23 protein-coding genes and 1 pseudogene are annotated in these 19900 nt (G+C 72.8%); 12 read left to right on the top strand and 12 right to left on the bottom strand.

Features of this window, described 5'->3' with window-relative positions:
* Nucleotides 1–74 precede the first annotated feature (74 nt).
* Nucleotides 75–1457: a transcriptional regulator gene (locus ACIGEZ_RS13535; protein ID WP_399830000.1), complete on the bottom strand. Its 1383-nt coding sequence runs from the start codon at nt 1455–1457 to the stop codon at nt 75–77.
* Between the two features lie 311 nt (nt 1458–1768).
* Between ACIGEZ_RS13535 and ACIGEZ_RS13530 the strand changes: the two genes are divergently transcribed.
* From ACIGEZ_RS13530 to ACIGEZ_RS13520, 3 genes are all read left to right on the top strand, one after another.
* On the top strand, nt 1769–2446 hold the full coding sequence (locus ACIGEZ_RS13530; RefSeq protein ID WP_399829998.1) for a bifunctional DNA primase/polymerase: 678 nt from the start codon (nt 1769–1771) through the stop codon (nt 2444–2446).
* Between the two features lie 90 nt (nt 2447–2536).
* A complete protein-coding gene (locus tag ACIGEZ_RS13525; RefSeq protein WP_399829995.1) occupies nt 2537–3379 on the top strand; it encodes an ABC transporter ATP-binding protein in 843 nt (280 codons plus the stop codon).
* Nucleotides 3376–5016 carry a transporter gene (locus ACIGEZ_RS13520; RefSeq protein ID WP_399829992.1) on the top strand — a complete coding sequence of 547 codons (1641 nt, stop codon included), beginning with the start codon at nt 3376–3378 and terminating at the stop codon, nt 5014–5016. The genes ACIGEZ_RS13525 and ACIGEZ_RS13520 overlap by 4 nt, the downstream gene beginning before the upstream one ends.
* An 84-nt stretch (nt 5017–5100) precedes the next feature.
* Here ACIGEZ_RS13520 and ACIGEZ_RS13515 read toward each other — a convergent pair whose 3' ends face one another.
* Genes ACIGEZ_RS13515 through ACIGEZ_RS13505 form a run of 3 tightly spaced genes read right to left on the bottom strand, consistent with a single transcriptional unit; the run spans nt 5101 to nt 6574 of the window.
* Nucleotides 5101–5547 carry an arsenate reductase ArsC gene (locus tag ACIGEZ_RS13515; RefSeq protein WP_399829989.1) on the bottom strand — a complete coding sequence of 149 codons (447 nt, stop codon included), beginning with the start codon at nt 5545–5547 and terminating at the stop codon, nt 5101–5103.
* Nucleotides 5544–6278, bottom strand: coding sequence for an aquaporin (locus ACIGEZ_RS13510; protein ID WP_399829986.1), 735 nt, complete (start codon nt 6276–6278; stop codon nt 5544–5546). The genes ACIGEZ_RS13515 and ACIGEZ_RS13510 overlap by 4 nt, the downstream gene beginning before the upstream one ends.
* Nucleotides 6275–6574, bottom strand: a complete 300-nt coding sequence (locus ACIGEZ_RS13505) for an ArsR/SmtB family transcription factor (RefSeq protein ID WP_399830586.1) — start codon at nt 6572–6574, stop codon at nt 6275–6277. Before ACIGEZ_RS13505 ends, ACIGEZ_RS13510 begins: the two co-directional genes overlap by 4 nt.
* 158 nt (nt 6575–6732) lie before the next feature.
* Here ACIGEZ_RS13505 and ACIGEZ_RS13500 point away from each other — a divergent pair, with 158 nt between their 5' ends.
* A complete protein-coding gene (locus ACIGEZ_RS13500) occupies nt 6733–7131 on the top strand; it encodes an ArsI/CadI family heavy metal resistance metalloenzyme (RefSeq protein ID WP_399829984.1) in 399 nt (132 codons plus the stop codon).
* Between the two features lie 145 nt (nt 7132–7276).
* Here ACIGEZ_RS13500 and ACIGEZ_RS13495 read toward each other — a convergent pair.
* Nucleotides 7277–8227, bottom strand: a pseudogene (locus ACIGEZ_RS13495) (FAD-dependent oxidoreductase); the annotation flags it as partial.
* 393 nt (nt 8228–8620) lie between these two features.
* Between ACIGEZ_RS13495 and ACIGEZ_RS13490 the strand changes: the two are divergent.
* Both ACIGEZ_RS13490 and ACIGEZ_RS13485 read left to right on the top strand, forming a co-directional pair.
* Complete coding sequence (locus tag ACIGEZ_RS13490) at nt 8621–9058, top strand: subtilase-type protease inhibitor (RefSeq protein WP_399829981.1); 438 nt, start codon at nt 8621–8623, stop codon at nt 9056–9058.
* A 200-nt stretch (nt 9059–9258) separates the two neighbouring features.
* Complete coding sequence (locus tag ACIGEZ_RS13485; RefSeq protein WP_399829978.1) at nt 9259–9675, top strand: hypothetical protein; 417 nt, start codon at nt 9259–9261, stop codon at nt 9673–9675.
* Between the two features lie 105 nt (nt 9676–9780).
* Here ACIGEZ_RS13485 and ACIGEZ_RS13480 read toward each other — a convergent pair whose 3' ends face one another.
* From ACIGEZ_RS13480 to ACIGEZ_RS13470, 3 genes are all read right to left on the bottom strand, one after another.
* Nucleotides 9781–10785: a MerR family transcriptional regulator gene (locus ACIGEZ_RS13480; protein ID WP_399829975.1), complete on the bottom strand. Its 1005-nt coding sequence runs from the start codon at nt 10783–10785 to the stop codon at nt 9781–9783.
* Entirely contained in the window at nt 10772–11461 is a 690-nt protein-coding gene (locus tag ACIGEZ_RS13475; protein ID WP_399829972.1) for a HEAT repeat domain-containing protein, read from the bottom strand. The genes ACIGEZ_RS13480 and ACIGEZ_RS13475 overlap by 14 nt, the downstream gene beginning before the upstream one ends.
* A 75-nt stretch (nt 11462–11536) precedes the next feature.
* Complete coding sequence (locus ACIGEZ_RS13470) at nt 11537–11962, bottom strand: hypothetical protein (RefSeq protein ID WP_399829970.1); 426 nt, start codon at nt 11960–11962, stop codon at nt 11537–11539.
* Between the two features lie 82 nt (nt 11963–12044).
* Between ACIGEZ_RS13470 and ACIGEZ_RS13465 the strand changes: the two genes are divergently transcribed.
* The 3 genes from ACIGEZ_RS13465 (at nt 12045) to ACIGEZ_RS13455 (ending at nt 14330) form a co-directional block, all read left to right on the top strand.
* Nucleotides 12045–12863: a helix-turn-helix domain-containing protein gene (locus ACIGEZ_RS13465; protein WP_399829967.1), complete on the top strand. Its 819-nt coding sequence runs from the start codon at nt 12045–12047 to the stop codon at nt 12861–12863.
* Entirely contained in the window at nt 12860–13096 is a 237-nt protein-coding gene (locus ACIGEZ_RS13460) for a DUF397 domain-containing protein (protein ID WP_399829965.1), read from the top strand. The genes ACIGEZ_RS13465 and ACIGEZ_RS13460 overlap by 4 nt, the downstream gene beginning before the upstream one ends.
* 70 nt (nt 13097–13166) lie before the next feature.
* On the top strand, nt 13167–14330 hold the full coding sequence (locus ACIGEZ_RS13455; protein WP_399829962.1) for a hypothetical protein: 1164 nt from the start codon (nt 13167–13169) through the stop codon (nt 14328–14330).
* Between the two features lie 30 nt (nt 14331–14360).
* Here the strand turns inward: ACIGEZ_RS13455 and ACIGEZ_RS13450 are convergent, their stop codons facing one another.
* Complete coding sequence (locus ACIGEZ_RS13450) at nt 14361–15173, bottom strand: N,N-dimethylformamidase beta subunit family domain-containing protein (RefSeq protein WP_399829960.1); 813 nt, start codon at nt 15171–15173, stop codon at nt 14361–14363.
* A 153-nt stretch (nt 15174–15326) separates the two neighbouring features.
* Between ACIGEZ_RS13450 and ACIGEZ_RS13445 the strand changes: the two genes are divergently transcribed.
* From ACIGEZ_RS13445 to ACIGEZ_RS13435, 3 genes are all read left to right on the top strand, one after another.
* The gene (locus ACIGEZ_RS13445; RefSeq protein ID WP_399829957.1) at nt 15327–16100 is read left to right on the top strand and encodes an SDR family NAD(P)-dependent oxidoreductase; all 774 of its coding nucleotides are present in this window, start codon (nt 15327–15329) and stop codon (nt 16098–16100) included.
* An 87-nt stretch (nt 16101–16187) separates the two neighbouring features.
* On the top strand, nt 16188–16700 hold the full coding sequence (locus ACIGEZ_RS13440; protein WP_399829955.1) for a flavin reductase family protein: 513 nt from the start codon (nt 16188–16190) through the stop codon (nt 16698–16700).
* 41 nt (nt 16701–16741) lie between these two features.
* Entirely contained in the window at nt 16742–17848 is a 1107-nt protein-coding gene (locus ACIGEZ_RS13435; protein ID WP_399829953.1) for a Gfo/Idh/MocA family oxidoreductase, read from the top strand.
* Nucleotides 17849–17895: 47 nt separating this feature from the next.
* Here ACIGEZ_RS13435 and ACIGEZ_RS13430 read toward each other — a convergent pair whose 3' ends face one another.
* The 3 genes from ACIGEZ_RS13430 to ACIGEZ_RS13420 are packed head-to-tail and all read right to left on the bottom strand — an operon-like array spanning nt 17896 to nt 19806.
* A complete protein-coding gene (locus tag ACIGEZ_RS13430) occupies nt 17896–18639 on the bottom strand; it encodes a thioesterase II family protein (RefSeq protein ID WP_399829950.1) in 744 nt (247 codons plus the stop codon).
* A gap of 1 nt (nt 18640) precedes the next feature.
* On the bottom strand, nt 18641–19408 hold the full coding sequence (locus ACIGEZ_RS13425) for a 4'-phosphopantetheinyl transferase family protein (protein ID WP_399829947.1): 768 nt from the start codon (nt 19406–19408) through the stop codon (nt 18641–18643).
* Nucleotides 19405–19806, bottom strand: a complete 402-nt coding sequence (locus ACIGEZ_RS13420; protein ID WP_399829944.1) for an acyl carrier protein — start codon at nt 19804–19806, stop codon at nt 19405–19407. Before ACIGEZ_RS13420 ends, ACIGEZ_RS13425 begins: the two co-directional genes overlap by 4 nt.
* Nucleotides 19807–19900: the final 94 nt, after the last annotated feature.

The raw sequence follows: 19900 nt of genomic DNA, 5'->3' as shown, positions 1-19900 counted from the left end.
CTGACCCACGTGTGACTTTCGACGCTGTGCGCGTGCGCCCACGGACCCGCCGCCGGCCTGGTCCCCGCACACCCCTACGCCGCGTGCAGCTCGAGCCGTGCCCCGAACTCCCGCACCACCGCCTCCCCCGCGTACGGCTCCAGGCGCTCCTTCAGGTCCGCCAGGTACTCCGTGCCGCGCGAGGACCGGAGCGTGGTGAGGAGTTCGAGGGCGCGGGTGCCGGTCTGGCAGGCCTGCTCGACCTCGCGCTGCTGTACCTGCGCGGAGGCGAGCAGCGCGAGGCCGATCGCCCGCCGCCTGGCCCGGCTCTCCGGGTGGCCGGCCAGGGACTCGCGCGCCGCGCGGGCCGCCTCCTGGGCCTGGCCGAGGTCGCGGTGGCAGTGGGCCAGCTCGTCGGCGAGGTAGGCGGCGTCGAAGTGGGCGATCCAGTCGGGGTCGTCGCCCGACTCCGGGTCGGCCTGCTCCAGGGCCCGCGTCGCGCGCCCCGCGACCAGCGCGAAGGAGTGCGCGTCGCCGAGGAGCGCGTGGCCGCGTGCCTCCGCCGCCAGGAACATCGCCTCCGCGCGCGGCGGCACATGGCCCCGGGCGCCCTCCTGGGCGGCGCGGGCGAGCTGGGCGATCTCCCGCGGGTTGCCGAGCTGGGCGGCGAGGTGGCTCATGGAGGCGGCGAGGACGTAGCCGCCGTACGCGCGGTCGCCCGCGGCCTGGGCGAGCCGCAGGGCCTGGATGTAGTAGCGCTGGGCGAGACCGGCCTGGCCGGTGTCGACGGCCATGTATCCGGCGAGCTCGGTCAGCCGGGCGACGGCCGCGAACAGTTCGCGCCCCACCGCCTCCCGGTAGGAGCCGGAGAGCATGCCCGACACCACGCTGTTGAGGTAGTGGACGACGACCGGGCGCACGTGCCCGCTGCCGAACTGCCGGTCCAGGTCGACCAGCGCGCGCGTCATCGCCCGCACCGCCGCGACGTCCGAGGGTCCGACGCGCGCCCCGGCGGCCCGCGCGACCTGTGCGTCGGCGCCGGTGATGAGCCAGTCGCGGCTCGGTTCGACGAGCGCGGAGGCGGCGACGGTGGAGCCCGACAGGAAGTCCCGCCGGCCCACGTCGCTGCGCCACAGCTCGCAGACCTGCTCGATCGCGCCGAGCACGGTGGGCGCGAACTGGAGCCCGACGCCCGAGGCGAGGTTGCGGCCGTTGGCCATGCCGACCTCGTCGATCGTGACCGTGCGGCCCAGCTTGCGGCCCAGCGCCTCGGCGATGATGCCGGGCGCCCGGCCGCGCGGCTGCTGCCCGCGCAGCCAGCGCGCCACCGAGGTCTTGTCGTACCGCAGGTCGAGGCCGCGCTCCGCGCCGACCATGTTGACCCTGCGGGCGAGGCCGGCGTTGGAGCACCCGGCCTCCTGGATGAGCGCCTGCAGCCGTTCGTTGGGCTGACGGGCGACGAGTGGCCTGGCTGCCATGTTGACTACCCCCTGAGGCCGTGCGGGTGATGCCGTGGTCCCGTCGATCGAGTTGATCAACAGGACTGATCACTGCCCGGCAGATATCCGGTCAATGCCGATGTGAACACGCGAAACCGGACACGTCGGCCGCGCAGCCCTCCGGGCAACACCCAGCCGACGCCCCCCGGCAAGGGGATACCCGCCCGCCGCTCCCCTGCCCCGCGCGCGCCCCCGTTCGTGCAACCGTGCGCCCCGCATGCAGGATCGATGCTCCACACCGCTCGCGGCCGCGCCCGTAACCCCAGGTGACGGCGGGAGTTGAGCTCGACGTGGAAGAGACCATCGGAGTCACGGAAGCCGCACAGATCCCCAAGCAGCGAGGCGAGCAGCTGCTGGACAGCGCCGTGCGGTACGCGGAAGAGCGGCACTGGGACGTGTTCCCCGGGACCTGGCTGGAGGCGGTCGAGGGCAGGGAACGCTGCTCCTGCGGCGCGGACGCGTGCCCCTCGCCCGGCGCACACCCAGCGCGGCCCGACTGGTCGACCCAGGCGACGGGCAGCGCGGTCGGGGCGCGGCGGATGTGGTCGAAGCAGCCGAAGTCGTCGATCCTGCTGCCGACCGGCCGTACCTTCGACGCGATCGAGGTTCCCGAGTCGGCCGGCTTCCTCGCCCTCGCCCGCATGGAACGCATGGAACTGACGCTCGGCCCGGTGACCTGCGCGCCCGACCGCCGGATGTTCTTCTTCGTGCTGCCGGGCGCCTCGGTCAAGGTGCCCGACCTCGTACGCAAGTTGGGCTGGGTGCCGTCCTCGATCGACCTCACCACGCGCGGCGAGGGGCACTATGTGGCGGCGCCGCCGACCCGGGTCGGCGGGCACGGCGCGGTGCAGTGGGCCCGGCGGCCCACTCCGGCGAACCGGTGGCTGCCGGACGCCGAGGAGCTGATCAGTCCGCTCGCGTACGCGTGCGGGCGGGAGGCGGCGGACGCGCGGACCCGGCGGGGCTGACCGGGGACCTTCGGCCTCTGTGGCCGAAAGGGCCTCGGCCGTAAGGTGTCCTCGTTAGTACGGGGACAACCTAGGGGTTGACGCAACATGATGCCTGACCAGGCATTTGACGGAGCGGTCGAATCGGCGGGCGGCGCACCTGACGGTGGTGCGGTGCCCGCCGTCCGCGTCGAGGGTCTGTGGAAACGATTCGGCCAGCAGATCGCGGTGAACGGGATCGATCTCGTCCTGCCCGCCGGCAAGTTCATCGGCCTCGTCGGCCCCAACGGCGCCGGCAAGACCACCACCCTCTCGATGATCACCGGTCTGCTCCGCCCCGACCACGGGCGGATCCTGGTCGCCGGCCACGACGTGTGGGCCGACCCCGAGTCCGTCGCCGAGGTCAAGGCCCGGATCGGCATCCTGCCCGAGGGACTGCGGCTCTTCGAGCGCCTCTCGGGGCGGGAACTCCTCGCGTACAGCGGCCGGCTGCGCGGGCTGCCGGGCGCCGAGGTCGACAAGCGCGCCGCGCAGCTGCTCGACGTGCTCGACCTGGCCGGTTCGCAGAACAAGCTGGTCGTGGACTACTCGACCGGCATGCGCAAGAAGATCGGCCTGGCCGCCGCGCTGCTGCACAACCCGGAAGTCCTCTTCCTGGACGAGCCGTTCGAGGGCGTCGACCCCGTCTCCGCACAGACCATCCGCGGCGTCCTGGAGCGCTACACCGCCTCCGGCGCCACCGTCGTCTTCTCCAGCCACGTCATGGAGCTGGTGGAGTCGCTGTGCGACTGGGTCGCGGTGATGGCCGCGGGCCAGATCCGCGCGCAGGGCCCGCTGGAGCAGGTACGGGGCGCGGCGCCGTCGCTGCAGGCCGCGTTCCTGGAGCTGGTCGGCGCGAACGGGCGCGAGGCCGCCGGGGAGTCCCTGGACTGGCTGGGCGGTCCGGCCCGATGACCACCGCCACCTCGCCCGCCCCCTCCGCCGCCGCCGCAGCGGCCGCCCCGTCGCTGACCTCGGTCTTCGTCCGGCTCAAGCTGTCGCTGCTGCGCAACGGGCTGAAGCAGTCGGGCGGCAGGACCGCCGTCTACGCCATCTCGATCGTCTTCGCCGCGGTCTTCGCCGGCTTCCTGCTGCTCGGCGCCGTGCTGCTGCGCGGCCACTCCGACGCGGCGACCGTCACGGTCCTGCTCACCGGGGTCCTCGCGCTGTCCTGGACCGTGATGCCCCTGTTCGTGCCGAGCGGGGACGAGACCCTCGACCCCTCGCGGCTCGTGATGCTGCCGCTGCGGCCCCGGCCGCTGGTACGGGCGCTGCTCATGGCCTCGCTGGTCGGCATCGGCCCCGCCTTCACCCTGTGCCTGACGGTCGGCGCGGTCCTGGCGCTCGCGCGGGGCGCCGCCGGGACGGTCGTCGCCGTCCTCGCCGTACCGCTGGTCCTGCTGGCCTGCGTGGCGCTCTCGCGGTCGGTGGCCGCCGCCAACGTACGGCTGCTGACCTCCCGCAAGGGTCGCGACCTCGCCGTGCTCTCCGGTCTGGTGATCGCGGTCGGCATGCAGGTGGTCAACTTCGGCGCCCAGCGGCTCAGTCAGGCCGGCGGGCTCTCGGCGGTCGAGCCGGCCGCCGAGGTCGTCGGCTGGCTGCCGCCGGCCTCCGCGATCTCCGCGGTGGACGCGGCGGGCGACGGCGACTACGTCGTCGCCGCGGCCAAGCTGCTGCTCACCGCGGGCGCGGTGGTGGCACTCCTTTACTGGTGGCAGCGGTCCCTGGTGCGCCTCATGGTGGAGCCGGACGGCTCGACGATCGGCGCGGCCGCCGACACGTCGAAGGACAAGGCCTCCTCCGGGCTGCTCGGCCGGCTCCTTCCGGGCGGGCGCACCGGCACGGTGATGGAGCGCAGCCTGCGCTACATCTGGCGCGACCCGAAGACGAAGGCGGGCTGGGTCACCTCGCTCGCGATCGGCGCGATCGTGCCGCTCTTCAACGCGCTCCAGGGCACGGGCTCGATCTACTTCGCGTGCTTCGCCTCGGGCATGCTCGGCATGCTGATGTACAACCAGTTCGGCCAGGACACCTCCGCCTTCTGGATGGTGGCGCAGACCATCGCGACGAAGGCCGACGCGTACGCCGAGCTGCGGGCCCGGGCCCTCGCCCTGCTGACCGTCACCGTGCCGTACACGGCCCTGGTGACGGGAGTGACGGCGGGCATCCTCGGCGCCTGGGACCAGCTGCCGGAGGCGATGGGCGTGGCGTTCGCGCTGCTCGGCGCGATGATGGCGACGGGTGCGGTCGCCTCGGCGAACTTCCCGTACTCGATACCGCAGGACAGCGCGTACAAGAACGTGGCGCCGGGGCAGGGCGGGCTCGCCTGGATCTCCATCTTCGGCGGCATGCTCGCCGCGGCGCTGATGTGCGCGCCGGTGATCGCCGTGACGATCTACCTCCACGTCGCGGACCACGAGTCGCTGCTGTGGCTGCTGTTCCCGGCCGGCACGCTGTACGGCGCGCTGCTCACCTGGGGCGGCCTGAAGCTGGCGGCCCCGCGGGTGGCGGGGCGGCTGCCGGAGATCCTGGCGGCGGTGAGCAAGGGGTAGGCCGGGCCGCAGCAGGGGGTCCCGCCGCGGGCTCCCTGCCGGTCGGCCGGACGGTCCCCGTTCTTCACCCTCCGGAGAATCGGTCTACGAGGCGGCCCGGACCGGGACCGCGAGTTCGGCGAGCAGTCCGCGGACGCGCTGCTCGATGGCGTCGCGGATGGGGCGTACGGCCTCGACGCCCTGGCCGGCGGGGTCGTCGAGCTTCCAGTCGAGATAGCGCTTGCCCGGGAAGACCGGGCAGGCGTCGCCGCAGCCCATGGTGATCACCACGTCGGAGGCGCGGACGGCGTCGGTGGTGAGGACCTTGGGGATCTCGGCGGAGATGTCGACGCCGGCCTCGGCCATGGCCGCGACGACGGCGGGGTTCACGGCGTCGGCGGGCGCGGAGCCCGCCGACCGGACCTGGACGCGGTCGCCGCCGAGGCGCATGAGGAAGGCGGCGGCCATCTGGGAGCGCCCGGCGTTGTGCACGCAGACGAAGAGCACGGAGGGCACGGCGGGAGCGGCGGAAGCGGCGGAAGCGGCGGTCATCGGGTCAGGGCGCCTTCCTGTACGGGGTGGGCGGGGGTCGTGGCCGGCGTACGCGGCCCGGCCGGGGCGGTCACGAAGGCCAGGCACACGCCGATGGCGGCACCGGCCGACTGGGCGGCCACGAAGGGGCCGACGGACGCCGGGGCGATGCCCGCGAAGGTGTCGGTGAAGGTGCGGCCGACGGTGACGGCCGGGTTGGCGAAGCTGGTGGAGGACGTGAACCAGTAGGCGGCGCCGATGTACGAGGCGACGGCGACCGGCGCCCAGGGGGCGCGGCCCGCCCGGGTCAGGCCGAGGATCAGCCAGACGAGCCCGGCGGTGGCCACCACCTCGCCGAGCCACAGGTGTCCGGCGGACCGGTCGCGGGTGGACCAGGCCACCAGGGGCTCCCCGAACATGGCGTCGGCGAGGACGGCGCCGCCGACGGCCCCGGCGAGCTGGGCGGGGACGTACGCGGCGACCTCGCGCGCCGTCGGGCCGTCGCCGGTGCGACGGCCGGTGAACCAGGCGGCGAGGGTGACGGCCGGGTTGAAGTGGGCGCCGGAGACCGGGCCGAGGAAGGCGATCAGGACGCCGAGGCCGAAGACGGTGGCCAGGGAGTTGGCGAGGAGCTGGAGGCCGGCGTCCCGGGTGAGCGCGGTGGCCTGGATGCCGGAGCCGACGACGACGGCGACGAGGGCGGCCGTGCCGAGCGCCTCGGCGGCGGCGCGGCGGGCGAGCGGGACGGTCATTCGGGGGCCTTGAGAAGGGCGGACATCTGCGTGAGCGCGTCGGGGAGGACCCAGTAGTAGACCCAGGTGCCGCGGCGCTCGGAGTCGACGAGGCCGGCCTCGCGCAGCACCTTCAGGTGGTGGGAGATGGTCGGCTGGGAGACGTCGAACGGGCCGGTGAGGTCGCAGACGCACGCCTCGCCGCCCTCGTAAGAGGCGATCAGCGAGAGCAGCCGCAGCCGGACCGGGTCGGACAGCGCTTTGAACATCCGCGCCATACCGGCCGCGGCCTCCGCGCCCAGCGGCTCGCGGACCATCGGCGCACAGCACGCCACCGTCTCGTCCTGCCCCAGGACGGGCAATGCGGGCGAAGCTTGTATCGACATTCCTCTATGTTGACAGACATCGATGCCAGTGCCAAGGTCGACTGTATCGACGAACGTCGATACAGGTTTTCCCGAGAATGGAGACCGCCATGTCCCGCGTCCAGCTCGCCCTGCGCGTCGCCGACCTGGAGGGCTCGATCGCCTTCTACGCAAGGCTCTTCGGCACCGAGCCCGCCAAGCGCCGCCCCGGATACGCGAACTTCGCCATCGCCGAGCCCCCGCTCAAGCTCGTCCTCATCGAGGGGTCACCCGACGAGGAGACCCGCCTCGACCACCTCGGCGTCGAGGTCGCCTCGACCGAGGAGGTCACCGCCGCCGGCAGCCGGCTCACGGGGGCCGGGCTCGCCACCTCCGAGGAGACCGACACCTCCTGCTGCTACGCCCTTCAGGACAAGGTCTGGGTGACCGGGCCCGGCCGGGAGCGCTGGGAGGTGTACGTCGTGAAGGCCGACAGCGAGGAGGACCTCAGCCGTTGCTGCGCGTGTTAGCGCATCACGCCCCGCGCACGGAGCGTCGTCCTGAACCTCCTCGGCCGCTACAGCTTCACCGCCAGCGTCCCGGCCGCCGGTGTCCTGCGCCCGCTATGCGACCCGGATACGCCCGCGCCCGACGAGGACGAGGACGAGGACGAAGTCAGGATGGCTGGACTTGGCCGAAGAGGGTGAGGGCTTCGGCGGGGTCCGGGCTCACGAGGCGTTCCAGACCGGCCGTCGTGATCTTCGCCCACCTGCCGGCCCGTGCCCACATCCGTTCCTCGAAGGCGCGGACGGCCTCGTCCAGATCTCCAGGGCCGGTGGCGGTGGCGATGGACTCGGCGAGTTCGGCGCCTTCCAGCATCGCCAGGTTCGCGCCCGCCCCCAACGGGGGCATCAGATGGGCGGCGTCACCCAGGAGCGTCACCCCGGGGACGTGGGTCCAGGTGTGGGACACAGGCAGGACGCAGAGGGGGCGGTGGACGAAAGCGGTGCCGGGGCGGAGGAGGTCGAGGACGGGAGCGGCCCAGCCGTCGAACAGAGCCGGCAGACTCGATCGGACGGCCTCGACGTCGGCCAGGTCCAGGTTCGTGTGCCAGTCCAGCGGCGCGCGGAACTGGGCGTACATCTTGACGTGGCCGCCGCTGTTGCGCTGGGCGACGAGTGCTCGGTTCACGCCGTACACGGCCATGGAACCGTCGCCGATCAGCCGGGCGAGGTCAGGGTGGCGGGTGTCGACGTCGTCGAGGGAGGTTTCGACGTAGGTGACGCCGGCGTAGTGCGGCGTCACCGAGGAGACTGCCGGCCGTGTTCGGGACCAAGCGCCGTCCGCGCCGACCAGGAGGTCGAACGTCTCCTGTCGCCCGTCCGCGAAATGGACCAGTACGCCGTCCCGAGTCCCCGGCACCACCTGCCTCACGCCCCGATCCCACTGGACGTCGAGAGGGCCGAGCAGGAGGTCCCGGAGCTGTCCACGGTCGATCTCGGGATTGGCCCGGTCATCCGGACCGGCTCGCCAGTCGCGCAGGACGGTGCCGTCCGTCTCCAGGATCCGCATGGCCTGCCCCTCGGGGCGGGACAACGCTTGGAACTCCGCCAGCAGCCCCGCCTTTTGACGGATGTCGCCATCGCGTTACGGACCCGGGTCCGGCCGCCTCGTCCGCCCGTACGGACCACCTCCGCCCCATGGGGGAGGTTCCGGTCGTCCCGAACCGCACACAAGTACTCCAAGTCGGAACTTCTTTCGAATGTCCGCAGGTCAGAGGGTCGTTCGCAGTTGAACGGCCGAGCGGCCGAAGCGGAACCGGCGACTCGCCGAAGGGTCCCACACCCGCTCCCGCCTGCCCGAACGACCAGTCGGTCGGGCCGTGTTGCCTGTATACGGCCGGAAACTTCCGACAGATGTGCGATCACCCTCCGCGTCAGCAAGACTCCACTCCGCAGCCACTCGGCTCGCACCCACCCCCGGGCACACCACCCGTTTCTCCACGCGAAGGGACACCCCGTGCGTTACTTCCGCTCACTCGGCGCCGCCGCTCTCGCCACCGCGACCGGCATCGCCCTCGTCGGCACCGCGATCACGAGCGCCCAGGCCGCGCCCAGCAGCCTGTACCCGCCCTCGGCGCTCGTGCTCACGATCGGGAAGGGCGAGAAGGCGTCGACGGCCACCGTCGTCCGGGCGGTGACCCTGACCTGTTCCCCCGCGGCCGGCGGCACCCACCCCGACGCCGAGTCGGCCTGCGCGGAGATGACCGCCGCCGGGGGCGACTTCCGGCAGGTGACCAAGTCGACCGGCGACCGCCCCTGTACGCGCGAGTGGGACCCGGTCACGGTCACCGGCGACGGCGTCTGGCAGGGCAAGCGGGTCAGCTGGTCGGCCCGGTACGGCAACACGTGCGAGATGCGGGCGCGGACGGCGGAGGCGACGGTCTTCGCGTTCTGACGGGCCCCGCGTTCTGAGGAGCCTCGCCTCCTGACGGCCCTCGCGTCCTGAGGGGCGGCCACGCGTGGCGCGCCAAGGGGCCATGCGTGGCAACGGGGTTGTCCGGGACAGTCCGGGACGGCCCCGCCCTCCTTCCGGCCACTCGCCTCCCCGCCCCAGAGTGGCCGGAAGACGCATGTCCCGACCAGGAGAGGAACCCCATGAGCACGCGAACCCTCCGCGCCGGCCTCGCCCTCGGCGCCGCCCTGCTGGCCACCCTCGTCGCCGCACCCAGCGCCCAGGCCTACCCGCTGGAGACCCACATCGGGTACGCCAGCTCCTCCACGTACGGGTACGGGGCGTACGAGGTGATGACCGAGGGCTACGGCGTCATCTACGCCATGGACACCCACGGGGACGGCTACCGCATCGTCACCACGGTCTACAACCAGACCCTCGGCGGCGACCAGGTCGCCTTCGCCTACGACGCCAACGGCGACAACTCGTCCTCCGGTCCGCTCGACTACGACTACCTCGGCCGCGCCGGCGACCAGATGAAGATGGTGACGTGCCGCCAGAACGGGGCCGGCGGCACCCCGTTCAACTGCAAGACCACCTACTTCAAGCTGCCCTACTGACCCCGACCGGGGCGCTCCCGGTCCGAGACCGGCACGGAGAACGCCACGCCCGGCCGGCCGTCGACCGACCGGCCGGGGGGGAGCGGATCAGCGGGAGCAGATCCGTCACCGCGCCTCGCGGAACCGGAGTAGGTACGTGGCGGTCAGCGCGACAGCACGGTCCTCGTCATGCGACAGCTCCACGAGGGCACGTGATGCCGTCGTCCCCGGGATGTCCGCCAGCGCCTGGGTCAGCCGCCCGCGGGCGGCTGACCCGGCGGTGTCGTCGGCAAGGCGGTCGACGATCGCGGTCGCGATCCGGTCCGCCGTCGCGGAGTCGCTCGCCAGCACGCCCAGCGCATCGGCCGCATCGGTGTCGTTCCTTCCCCCCACGATCATGTCGACGAGCACCGGGACCGCATCGACCACACCCCGCGCACCGAGAGCCAGAGCCGCATGCCCGCGGACCACGACATCAGGGCTCGCAAGGGCATCCCGCAGCTGCCCGGCGGCTTCGTCACCGGGCAGCTCGACGAGGGCCTGAACGGCACGTTCCCGCACCGCGGCCACGGGTGAGCGGAGGCCCTCCGCCAGCAGTGCCACCGCGCCCTCGTCCGATCGCGCGAGCGCCCATCGCAGGGCCCCGGCGACGTTCGGCTCCGTCTCGCTCAGTGCCGCCTCGACCAGAGCCTCCACCGGCACCGGCACCTCGTCGCCCGCGAGCAGCACCGCGCGCTGACGCGCAGTGGCGCTCTTCGACCCAAGCGCCTGGAGGAGCGCGACGACCTGGAGCACCTCCTCCCAGCCGACCGGGTCCGCGGCCTGGATCCGGCGGAGCTGGGTGAGCAGCTCGGTCTCGGCCGCGATGCGGTCGCGCGTCTCCCGGATGAGGTCGCCGACGAGCGCCGATGGCGCGAAGCCGGGATCGTCGAGCGCCCGCCCGATCTCACGCAGCGACAGGCCCAGCGACCGCAGGCTCTCGATGTGGAAGATCCGCCGGATGTCCTCCGCGGCGTACTCCCGATACCCGGACCCCGTACGGCCCGAAGGCCGCACCAGGCCGAGGGATTCGTAGTGCCGGAGCATGCGGGCACTCACCCCGGACCGTCTCGACACCTCACCGATCAGCACGGTTGTCATCGTCCGTCGTGGGGGCCCCGGTGAGGGCCACGGCGCGCTTGGCCTCCTCGATCGCCGACCCGAATCCCGCGTCGGGGTCGCGCAGCAGCCTTTGTGTCGCGAGCGCGTGCGCGGACACACGCGGGTCGGAGACCGTCGTCGCGGCATGCAGGGCCGGCACGATCACCTCACCCAGCGCGACCAGCGCCTGGCTCAGACTCAGCTGCGTCTCCCGCTCGCCGCGCCCGAGCTGCGTCGCCAGCACCGCGGCCAAGGCCGGCTCCTCCCCCTCCGGCACGAGCACGACCGCCGTCCGCCAGGCGCTCCTCGCCACCTCGTCGTCGGCGTCGGACAACAGGGCCCGTGTGATCGCCGGCCACGCCTGCCGGTCCCCGATCTTGGACAGTGTGTGCAGCGCCTGGCTGCGTGCCTGCGCACGCTCCGAGCGGACTTCGCGGAGCAGCTCGGGGAGCGTCAGCGACACCGGGTGGCGGGTGAGTGCCCAGGTCAGCATGTCGCGGACGAAGAACTCGGGCTCGATCGCGCACCGCTCGACGAGCTTGTCGACGAAGCGCGGGTCAGGCGCCGTACCGACCGCCAGGGCTGCCCGCAGCCGCACGGACGGACGGCTGTCCTCCAGCCCCTGGAGCACTCGCATCACATCCGCTTCCTGCCTCTTCATGGTCATCGGGACCACCTCCTCGGGAAGCAGTGAAGACCTTGTCACCGTGTCAAGGTCAACCGGCGATCGCCCCCGAGACCTTCATCGCCTGACCCACTCCACCGTCGCCCGGCTCACCATCTCGTGCAGCAGCGCCGGCTCCACGAACGGGTCCTCGGCGGTCGGCCTCGACCGCCAGTCGAGCGGCCAGGTCGTCCCGTGCAGCGCCGGGACGCCCACGAACGCCTCGCTCCGGCCGTCGCGCGTCAGCGCACGGACCGGAGCCGGCCAGGCGTACGCGGCGGCGGAGGCGGGCGGGAGGAGGAAGTAGAGGTTCTTCCCGCCGGTCGCCTCGCGGACGATCGGCCCGGCGTGGAAGTCCGTGAACTCCATGAGCCGGTACGCCACGTCCTCCCCGAGGAACCCGCCGATCCGTACGGCGTCGAAGTGAACGCCCGCGTGACGGAGGGCGTGACCGGCCGCGGGTACCCAAGCAGGCACCCTGTCAAGTGACTTGCGCGAATTCATGACGCCAGCTTTCCGGTGCCGCTCTACTGTGACCAGCGCCACAGGTTGTTTGCGGCGGACTGTGCACTCGGGGAGGTGGGCTGTGAACAAAGGGAACACGGGCGGTCCAGGAGCCGCCAAGGCCTTCGGCAGGCTGCTGCGCTTCTACAGGGAACGGGCGAAGGTGTCGCAGGACTTAGTGGGCAAGGAGACCGGCTACTCCAAGTCCCAGGTGGCGATGATCGAGAGCGGGCAGCGGCGACCGAGGGGTCGGTTCGTCGAGATCGTCGACCCGTTGCTGGGTGCACAAGGTGCACTTCTTGAGATCGCGGATGAGGTGACGGCGAGCGGAGTGGCGGCGTGGTTCGAGGATTACTTGGAGGAGGAAGCCAAGGCTGCGGGCATCCATAAGTACGAGAACCACGTGATCCCTGGGCTCCTCCAGACCGAGGAGTACGCGCGGGCCGTCTTCGACAGCGCCGTCCCGGCCCTCGAGGAGGACGAGATCGAGGCCAGCGTCGTGGCGCGGCTGGCACGGCAGCAGGTGTTCTTTCGCAAACCCGCGCCCTTCGTCACCTTCGTCCTGGAGAAGGCCGCCCTCACCAAGCCCCTCGGCGGCAAGGATGTGCTCAGGAAGAACCTGATCTACATGCGGGAGTGTGCAGACCTGCGCAACGTCACGATCCAGATCATGCCGGAGAACCGCAAAACCCACGCCGGGCTCAACGGGCCCTTCACCCTGCTGGAGACCGAGGGGCGTCGGAGACAACTCGTCTATGTCGAAGGGCAAGGCGGAAGGTACTTTCTCAGCGAACAGCCGGACGTGGGAGACGTCTTCGCCCGCTACAGCACCCTGCGGGCACAGGCTCTCACCCCGGAGGACTCCGTACGACTCATCGAACAGGTGGCACGAGAGCTATGAGCACCGACCTCAGCTGGTTCAAGAGCAGCTACAGCGGCAGCCAGGGCGGCGAATGCGTCGAGGTCGCGTTCGCCTGGACGAAGTCCACGTACAGCGGCGACCAGGGTGGCGACTGCGTCGAGGTCGCCACCTGCCCCCACGCCGTCCATGTCCGTGATTCCAAGGACACCACCCGCCCCTCCTTCTCCGTCTCCCCCACCGCATGGGCGGCGTTCCTCAGCGCCTCCAGGTGACCTCCCCGCAGGCGGGAGAGGCTCTGGTCGTAGGCTCGGCCTCTCCTGCCTGTCCTTGAGGAGACCTCACTTGATCACGCTCGCTTCCGCCGTCACGCCCACGCTGCTCGCCGGCGCCACCCTCGCCTCGCCCGTCAGCGTCGCGCAGTCGGTTTTCTGGGAGTCCGTCGACCAGCTCTGGTACGTGTGCCAGCCCGACGGCACGCCGGAGGACATGGACCGGGTGACCGTCTCGCGTCTCACCGCCGACGGCACGCTCCTGGACAAGATGTTCATCGGCAGATCGGGGCACGGGACCGGCCTGTGCGTCGAGCGGAGCGCCGCCGGGACCCACATCTGGACCGGCGCCGTGCCGAGCGGCGGCTGGGCGACGGCGCTCGCCCGTATCCCGTACGTGCCGAACGCCACCGCCGACGCCTCCGACGCGGCCGTCGTCAAGACGCCCCGCGCCAACGTCCACCGGGTGTCGGCCTCGATCGACCCGACCCGCCGCCAGCTGATCTTCCGCTGGCAGTCGAACAACGTGTCGTCGCCGACGGCCGAGGGCGGCATCGACCGCTACGACCTGGGTGCCGCCGCTGCCGGAACGTTCACTCCGCTGCAGACGCTGCCGTTCGGCGCCTCCGGGAAGACCCTCCAGGGCTTCACCAGCCTCGGCGACCACGTCTACCACCTGTACGGCGACCAGAACGTCGACAACTTCACCGTGACCTGCACGGACTGGGCCTCCGGCACCGTGCTCCAGTCGCAGAAGATCACCGCGTTCCCCGGGCTCACCAACCGTGAGCCCGAGGGCATATGCGTGTACGAGGACACGCTGGCGTTCGGGATCGCGGCCAAGCCCGACAGCGTGCGGCAGCTGAACGTGGCCCGCTTCCCGCACCCGGGCACGAACCCGTGGGTCACCGTCCCGTTCAACGAGGCGGTGTACACGCCGAACAGCGTCAACTACGTGCCCCAGTTCCGGACCGCCGGCGACCAGGTACACGTGCACTTCTCGCTGTCCAAGGCGGACGGCACCGCCTGGACGCAGGGCGAGAAGCTCTTCCAGCTGCCGCTGCGGGCCCGGCCGAACCGGACCCAGCGGCTGATCGGCGTGGTGACCGGCGGCGCCGTGACCGCGGACACCATGACCGTGCGCTTCGAGGTGGCGCCCGACGGCTACGTGACGATCTGGGACGAGCGGACGCTCGTCGGCTGGGTCGGCGGCGACTTCAGCTTCTGGGTCTGCTGAACCGCCGCCTGACGCCCTGACCGCAGAGGGCTACCGCAGCAGGCCGTCGACCAGTTCGGCGGCCTCGCGGCGGGTCCGCTCGTCCGTGTGGCCCGGCTCGGCCAGGGCCAGCGGGCGCGGCAGGGCGACCGCCGACGGGTGGACGACGGCCGGATAGCGGCGCGGGTCGATCCGGCGGGCGCGGACGTCGTCCTCGGTCGCGTACGTGACGTCGTAGCCCGCCTCCTCCAGCCAGCGCGAGGCGCTCGCGTCCGCGCCGAAGGCGGCGGGCATGCCGAGGCCCGGGTAGGGGCGGCGGCCCGCGTAGCTCAGCGGGACGACGGCGAGGACGTCGGAGCGGCGGGCGGGCTCGCGGACGACGAAGGGCGTGTAGGCGCGGTGGCCTTCGGGCGTGGTGAGGACGGCGAGGAACAGGCCGGACACCCAGGTGCCGGGCACCTTCAGCTTCCAGGCCCGGCCGACGGTGACGTCCTCGGCGGTGAGCAGGTGGCGGGCGCGGTCGCCGCCGTAGTGGCCGAGGCGGTAGACCTCGACCGTGCAGGTGCGGGAGCCGGTGCGGGAGGCGGGGCGCAGGGTGAGCGTCTCGCCGGGCGTGACGGAGGCGGCGGATGCGTACGCCTGGATCTGGGGGTTCCGGAGGTCGACGCCGCAGGTCTCGCGGCTGCCGACGCTCCACTCGTCGGAGCCCTCCGCCAGGTTCTCGCGCACGACCGGGTTGTCGCCGGTGCGCGGGCCGCGCGGGGGCAGCGGTTCGGCGGCCGTGGCGGTGCCGGTGCCGGCGACGGAGAGCGCGACGGATCCGGCGCCCGCGGCGAGCAGGACGGTGCGGCGGGACGGGGTCATGGGCTGGTCCTCCAGGTCTGACGTCCTGGTCGACGTCCGCCGGTGATCCTATAGACCCGCACGCGATGACCGTGGCCGAAATCCGCTCCTGGCCCACAGCCCCCGCAGATACCTTTCTTCGCAATCGATTCCGGTCACCGGGGAGGCACCGCGATGGGACAGGGCACGGGACTGCTGAACGACCGGACCGTCATGGTCACGGGGGCTTCGAGCGGGATCGGCGCGGCGGCCGCCCGGCTGTTCGCGGCCGAGGGGGCCGCGGTGGTGCTCATGGCCCGCCGGACGGACGCCCTGGACAAGCTGGCCGCGGAGATCCGCGCCGACGGCGGGCGGGCCGAGGCGGTCACCGGGGACGTGACGGTCCCGGCCGACGCCGAGCGGGTCGTCGAGCGCGCGGTCGCCGCCTTCGGCTCCCTCGACGGGGCCTTCAACAACGCCGGCTGGGGCTCGATCGGCACCCGGTTGCACGAGACGGACGACGCCGTCTACGACCGGATCATGGACGTCAACGTGCGCGGTGTCTGGAACTGTCTGAAGGCCCAACTGCCCGTGATGCTGGGGCAGGACTCGGGCGGCGCGGTCGTCAACACCTCCAGCACCGCCGGCTCCTTCGCGACCGGGGCGGTCTCGCCGTACGTCGCCGCCAAGCACGCCGTCCTCGGCCTGACCCGGGCCGCGGCCGCCGAGTACGGCACGCAGGGCATCCGGATCAACGCCCTGATGGTGGGCGCCACGCGCACCGAGCTGATGGAGCAGGCCATCGAGGCCGTACCGCAGCTGGAGCAGGGCGCCGTAGCGCGGGCCGTGCAGCAGCGGCTCGCCGAGCCGGCGGAGGTGGCGCGGGCGGCGGCTTGGCTGCTCAGCGACCAGGCCTCGTTCGTGACGGGTGGCGCGGTGCCGGTCGACGGGGGTTGCAGCGCCGTCTGAGGCCCGCCGTCCGGATCTCGGTGTTGGCGGCGGCAATAGGTCGACCACGCACTTGTCCGTCCCGAAGGGCGCCCCAACCATGGAGGCATGCCCTCGCCTTCCACCACCCACGTCAGCCACATCAGCCACGAGGAATTCCGCGCGACCCTGGGCCGGTTCACGACGGGCGTCGTCGCGGTGACCGCGCTGCGGGAGAGCGACGCCTCACCGGTCGGTCTCGCGGTGAACTCCTTCACCTCGGTGTCCCTGGACCCGGCCCTCGTCCTCTTCTGCATCGCGCGGAACAGCACCAGCTGGCCGCAGGTCCGCACCGCCGAGCGCTTCTGCGTGAACATCCTCGGCGAGCACCAGCGGGAGCTCAGCAACCGCCTGGCCACCAGCGGCGACGACAAGTTCCGCGGGGTGCGCTGGACCGCCACGCCGAACGGGACGCCCGTGCTGGACGGGGCCATCGGCTGGCTGGAGTGCTCCGTGGAGGCGGAGTACGCGGCCGGGGACCACGACGTGATCGTCTCCCGGGTGCACCGTCTGAGCAGCCGCGAGGACGGGGCGCCGCTGGTCTTCTACCGCGGGTCGTACGAGCGGCTCGCCGCCGCCTGAACAGTTCACCGCAGGACCGACGTTAAGTGGGTACACCTTCCATGACACAGAGCACCGGTTCCCTCAAGCCCCTCGGAGTCGGCGTCGTCGGCCTCAGCGCCAACGGCGGCTGGGGCTCCCGTGGCCACCTGCCCGCGCTCCAGGCCGTCGAGGGCTTCGAGCTGCGCGGTCTGACCGCCTCCACGCCGGAGGCGGCGGCCCGGTCCGCCGAGAAGCACGGGGTGCCGCTGGCCTTCACCGACCCCGCCGAGCTCGCCGCCCACGACGACATCGACCTCGTCGTCGTTGCGGTCAGGGTGCCCCGGCACCGCGAGCTGATCGTGCCGGCCCTGGAGGCGGGCAAGGCCGTGTTCAGCGAGTGGCCGCTGGCCGTCGACCTCGCCGAGGCGGAGGAGCTCGCGGCCCTCGCCGCGCGGCTCGGGGCGAGGACCGCCGTGGGGCTCCAGGCCCGCTCGGCGCCGGGCGTGCGCTACGTACGCGACCTGATCGCCGACGGGTACGTGGGCGAGGTCCTGTCCACCACCCTGGTCGGCTCGGGCGGCGGCTGGGGTCCGGTGGTGGGCGCGGGAGGCGCGTACACCACCGACCGGGCCAACGGCGCCAGCCTGATGACGATCCCCTTCGGCCACACCCTCGACGCGCTGACCATGTGCCTGTCGGGCTTCGCCTCGCTCGGCGCCACGACGGCGACCCGCCGGCCGCGGGTGCGGGTCGCGGAGACCGGCGAGTTCCTGACGATGACCGCCGAGGACCAGATCGCCGTCTCCGGTGAGCTGGAGAACGGCGCGGTGGCCTCCCTGCACTACCGGGGCGGCTCCAGCCGGGGCACCAACCTGCTCTGGGAGATCAACGGCACCGAGGGCGACCTGGTGATCACCGGCGGCTCCGGGCACCTCCAGTTCGGCCAGTTCGAGATCGCGGGCGCGCGCGGCGGCGACTCCACTCTCTCGGTGCTGCCCGTGCCCGAGCGCTACCGGAACCTGCCGGGCGTGAGCGGTCCCGCCGAGGCGGTCGCGCACGCGTACGCGCAGCTGCGCACCGACATCGAGGACGGGACGAGGGTCGTGCCCGACTTCGCGCACGCGGTGGAGCACCACCAGCTCCTGGACCGGATCGCGCGGGCGGCCGAGACCGGCACCCGCCAGTAGCGGTCCAGGCCTCCAGGCCCCCCCATGGGACCGAAGGCTCCCGCCCCTCAGCCCCGGGGCGCGGGGGCCTTCGCCATGTGCGCGCGGACGGCCCCGCAGACGGCCTCGGCGTGATCGAAGAGGTAGAAGTGACCACCGGGCCACAGGTGGTACGCGACGGGGTGCGGCGAGTGGGCCGACCAGGCGCCGAGGCGCGACGCCGGGGCGAGCGGGTCGTCGGTGCCGCCGAAGACGGCCAGGGGCGTGCGCAGGGGCGGGCCGGCGGCGTACTCGTACCCGTCCACGAGGGTGAGGTCGTCCCGTACGGTACGGGCCACGAGCCGGGCCAGGGCCTCGGGTTGCCCTGGAGTGGGGGCGAGGGCGTGCCGCAGGACCGTGGCCGTCGCGGCGCGCCGGGCGTGGGGGGCGAGGCTGCCGGAGACGCCCAGCCAGTCGGGGGCGCGGCCCTCCGCCTCCAGGCGGCGTACGAGCTCGAAGGCGAGCAGGGCGCCCATGCTGTGGCCGAACACGGCGCAGGGACCGTCGAGTTCGGGCCACACTTCGCGGTGGACGAGCTCGACGGCCTCCTCGGCGGTACGGCACCGGGCGGCGCCCCGGTCGAGCAGCCGGCCGGGCAGGTCCACGCCCAGGACCCGCCAGCTGCGGGGCAGGTGCGGCAGGAAGGGGCCGAAGCCCCGCGAGGAGCCGCCGGCGTGGTGCAGGAGCACCAGGGTCGTCTCGTACGGGAGGGGCCCGGCGCCGACGGCCGGCTCGTGGGGGGTGGCCGGCGCGGTCAGCTCGTACAGCGGCATGTCAGGCGACCAGCTCTCCCAGGAAGGTGTGCTGCTTGTCCAGCGGCCGGGGGTCGTCGCGGTACAGGCAGTCCATGGGCAGCCAGTGCACGCGCAGGGACTCCACCGGCTCCGGGCCGCGCAGGGCCGCGGCGGCGATGTGCCGGGGGCCGCAGGGCACGTCGTGGACGGCCCAGTCGGCGGGGCGGCGGGCGGTGTCGGCGCCGAGGTAGTCGGCGGCCAGGTCGCGGGCGAGGCCGGTGCCGATGCCCTTCAGATAGGCCTCCTTGCGGGTCCACAGCTGGCCGAAGGAGACGGCGTCCACGCCGTCGGCCGCCCCGCCCAGCTCCGAGCGCTCGTCGGGGTGGAGCGCGGGGAAGCACACGCGGGCGGTCTCGCCGGTGGGGACGCGTTCGACGTCCACGCCGATGGGCAGCGGCGACACCCCGATGAGGGCCATCCCGTTCCCGTGGGAGAGGGAGAAGTGCAGGGTCGACTCGGGGGTCTCGAGGACCGGTCTGCCGTGCGGCTCGTCGCAGCACGGGCAGGGGGCGCGCCCGAAGACGAGCTCGGCGGGGGCGGTGTCGAGGTAGGCGCCGAGCAGGCGGCGCAGGGCGATGTGGGCGGAGCTGTAGAGGAGGCGGCCGGACTCGCGCCGGCAGGTGCCGGCCCGGCTGCGTTCGGTGTCGTCGAGCTCGTCGAGGTCGAGCACTCCGGTGCAGGTCCCGGGCTCGGGCTGGCGGAGCAGCCACAGTTCGGCGCCCCTGGGGGGCGGGGGTGAAAGGGTCACGCGAGCACGCCCTCCAGGTGGGCGGCGAGCTCGCGGACGTTCTCGGCGCGCAGGATGGTGGTGAGTGCCGGGGCGGCGCCCAGGGTCGCCACGATGCGGTTGCGCAGTTCGAGGCCGGTCATCGAGCCGACACCGAGGTCGGTCATCGTCTGGTCGCGGTCGACGGCCTCGGCCGGGCAGTGCAGGACGCGCCCGATCTCCTGGCAGAGGTAGTCGCCGAGCAGGTGCGCGCGCCGGCCGGGGGGTGCGGCGGCCAGGGCGGCGGGGGTGAGGTCGGGGGGCTTCGGGGGGCCAGAGAGCGCCGGGAGCGCCGGGGCGAGGCGTACGGGGGGTGCGGGCTGCTTCGCCGCCGTGTCGTCGGGGCCGGTCCTGAACCAGTCGAGCAGGGCCTGATCCACGGTGATGAGCCTTTGCTTGAGGTGGAGTGGAAGGGGTGCGCCGCCGGGGCCCCGAAAGGCCACGGCGGCGCACCCCGGGTGCCGGTTGTGCCCG

Origin of the sequence: Streptomyces sp. NPDC085481, from assembly GCF_044541845.1 — a bacterium.
Classification (GTDB): Bacteria; Actinomycetota; Actinomycetes; order Streptomycetales; family Streptomycetaceae; genus Streptomyces.
Note: the sequence above shows the minus strand (reverse complement) of the source record. Positions and strands in the feature narration are given on the sequence as shown.

What these genes read in the sequence shown, in the direction of transcription:
- ACIGEZ_RS13535 (WP_399830000.1), bottom strand. Translation starts at nt 1,457, where the DNA reads ATGGCAGCCAGGCCACTCGTCGCCCGTCAGCCCAACGAACGGCTGCAG.
- ACIGEZ_RS13525 (WP_399829995.1), top strand. Translation starts at nt 2,537, where the DNA reads ATGCCTGACCAGGCATTTGACGGAGCGGTCGAATCGGCGGGCGGCGCA.
- ACIGEZ_RS13520 (WP_399829992.1), top strand. Translation starts at nt 3,376, where the DNA reads ATGACCACCGCCACCTCGCCCGCCCCCTCCGCCGCCGCCGCAGCGGCC.
- ACIGEZ_RS13515 (WP_399829989.1), bottom strand. Translation starts at nt 5,547, where the DNA reads ATGACCGCCGCTTCCGCCGCTTCCGCCGCTCCCGCCGTGCCCTCCGTG.
- ACIGEZ_RS13510 (WP_399829986.1), bottom strand. Translation starts at nt 6,278, where the DNA reads ATGACCGTCCCGCTCGCCCGCCGCGCCGCCGCCGAGGCGCTCGGCACG.
- ACIGEZ_RS13505 (WP_399830586.1), bottom strand. Translation starts at nt 6,574, where the DNA reads ATGGTCCGCGAGCCGCTGGGCGCGGAGGCCGCGGCCGGTATGGCGCGG.
- ACIGEZ_RS13500 (WP_399829984.1), top strand. Translation starts at nt 6,733, where the DNA reads ATGTCCCGCGTCCAGCTCGCCCTGCGCGTCGCCGACCTGGAGGGCTCG.
- ACIGEZ_RS13485 (WP_399829978.1), top strand. Translation starts at nt 9,259, where the DNA reads ATGAGCACGCGAACCCTCCGCGCCGGCCTCGCCCTCGGCGCCGCCCTG.
- ACIGEZ_RS13475 (WP_399829972.1), bottom strand. Translation starts at nt 11,461, where the DNA reads ATGACCATGAAGAGGCAGGAAGCGGATGTGATGCGAGTGCTCCAGGGG.
- ACIGEZ_RS13470 (WP_399829970.1), bottom strand. Translation starts at nt 11,962, where the DNA reads ATGAATTCGCGCAAGTCACTTGACAGGGTGCCTGCTTGGGTACCCGCG.
- ACIGEZ_RS13460 (WP_399829965.1), top strand. Translation starts at nt 12,860, where the DNA reads ATGAGCACCGACCTCAGCTGGTTCAAGAGCAGCTACAGCGGCAGCCAG.
- ACIGEZ_RS13450 (WP_399829960.1), bottom strand. Translation starts at nt 15,173, where the DNA reads ATGACCCCGTCCCGCCGCACCGTCCTGCTCGCCGCGGGCGCCGGATCC.
- ACIGEZ_RS13445 (WP_399829957.1), top strand. Translation starts at nt 15,327, where the DNA reads ATGGGACAGGGCACGGGACTGCTGAACGACCGGACCGTCATGGTCACG.
- ACIGEZ_RS13440 (WP_399829955.1), top strand. Translation starts at nt 16,188, where the DNA reads ATGCCCTCGCCTTCCACCACCCACGTCAGCCACATCAGCCACGAGGAA.
- ACIGEZ_RS13435 (WP_399829953.1), top strand. Translation starts at nt 16,742, where the DNA reads ATGACACAGAGCACCGGTTCCCTCAAGCCCCTCGGAGTCGGCGTCGTC.
- ACIGEZ_RS13430 (WP_399829950.1), bottom strand. Translation starts at nt 18,639, where the DNA reads ATGCCGCTGTACGAGCTGACCGCGCCGGCCACCCCCCACGAGCCGGCC.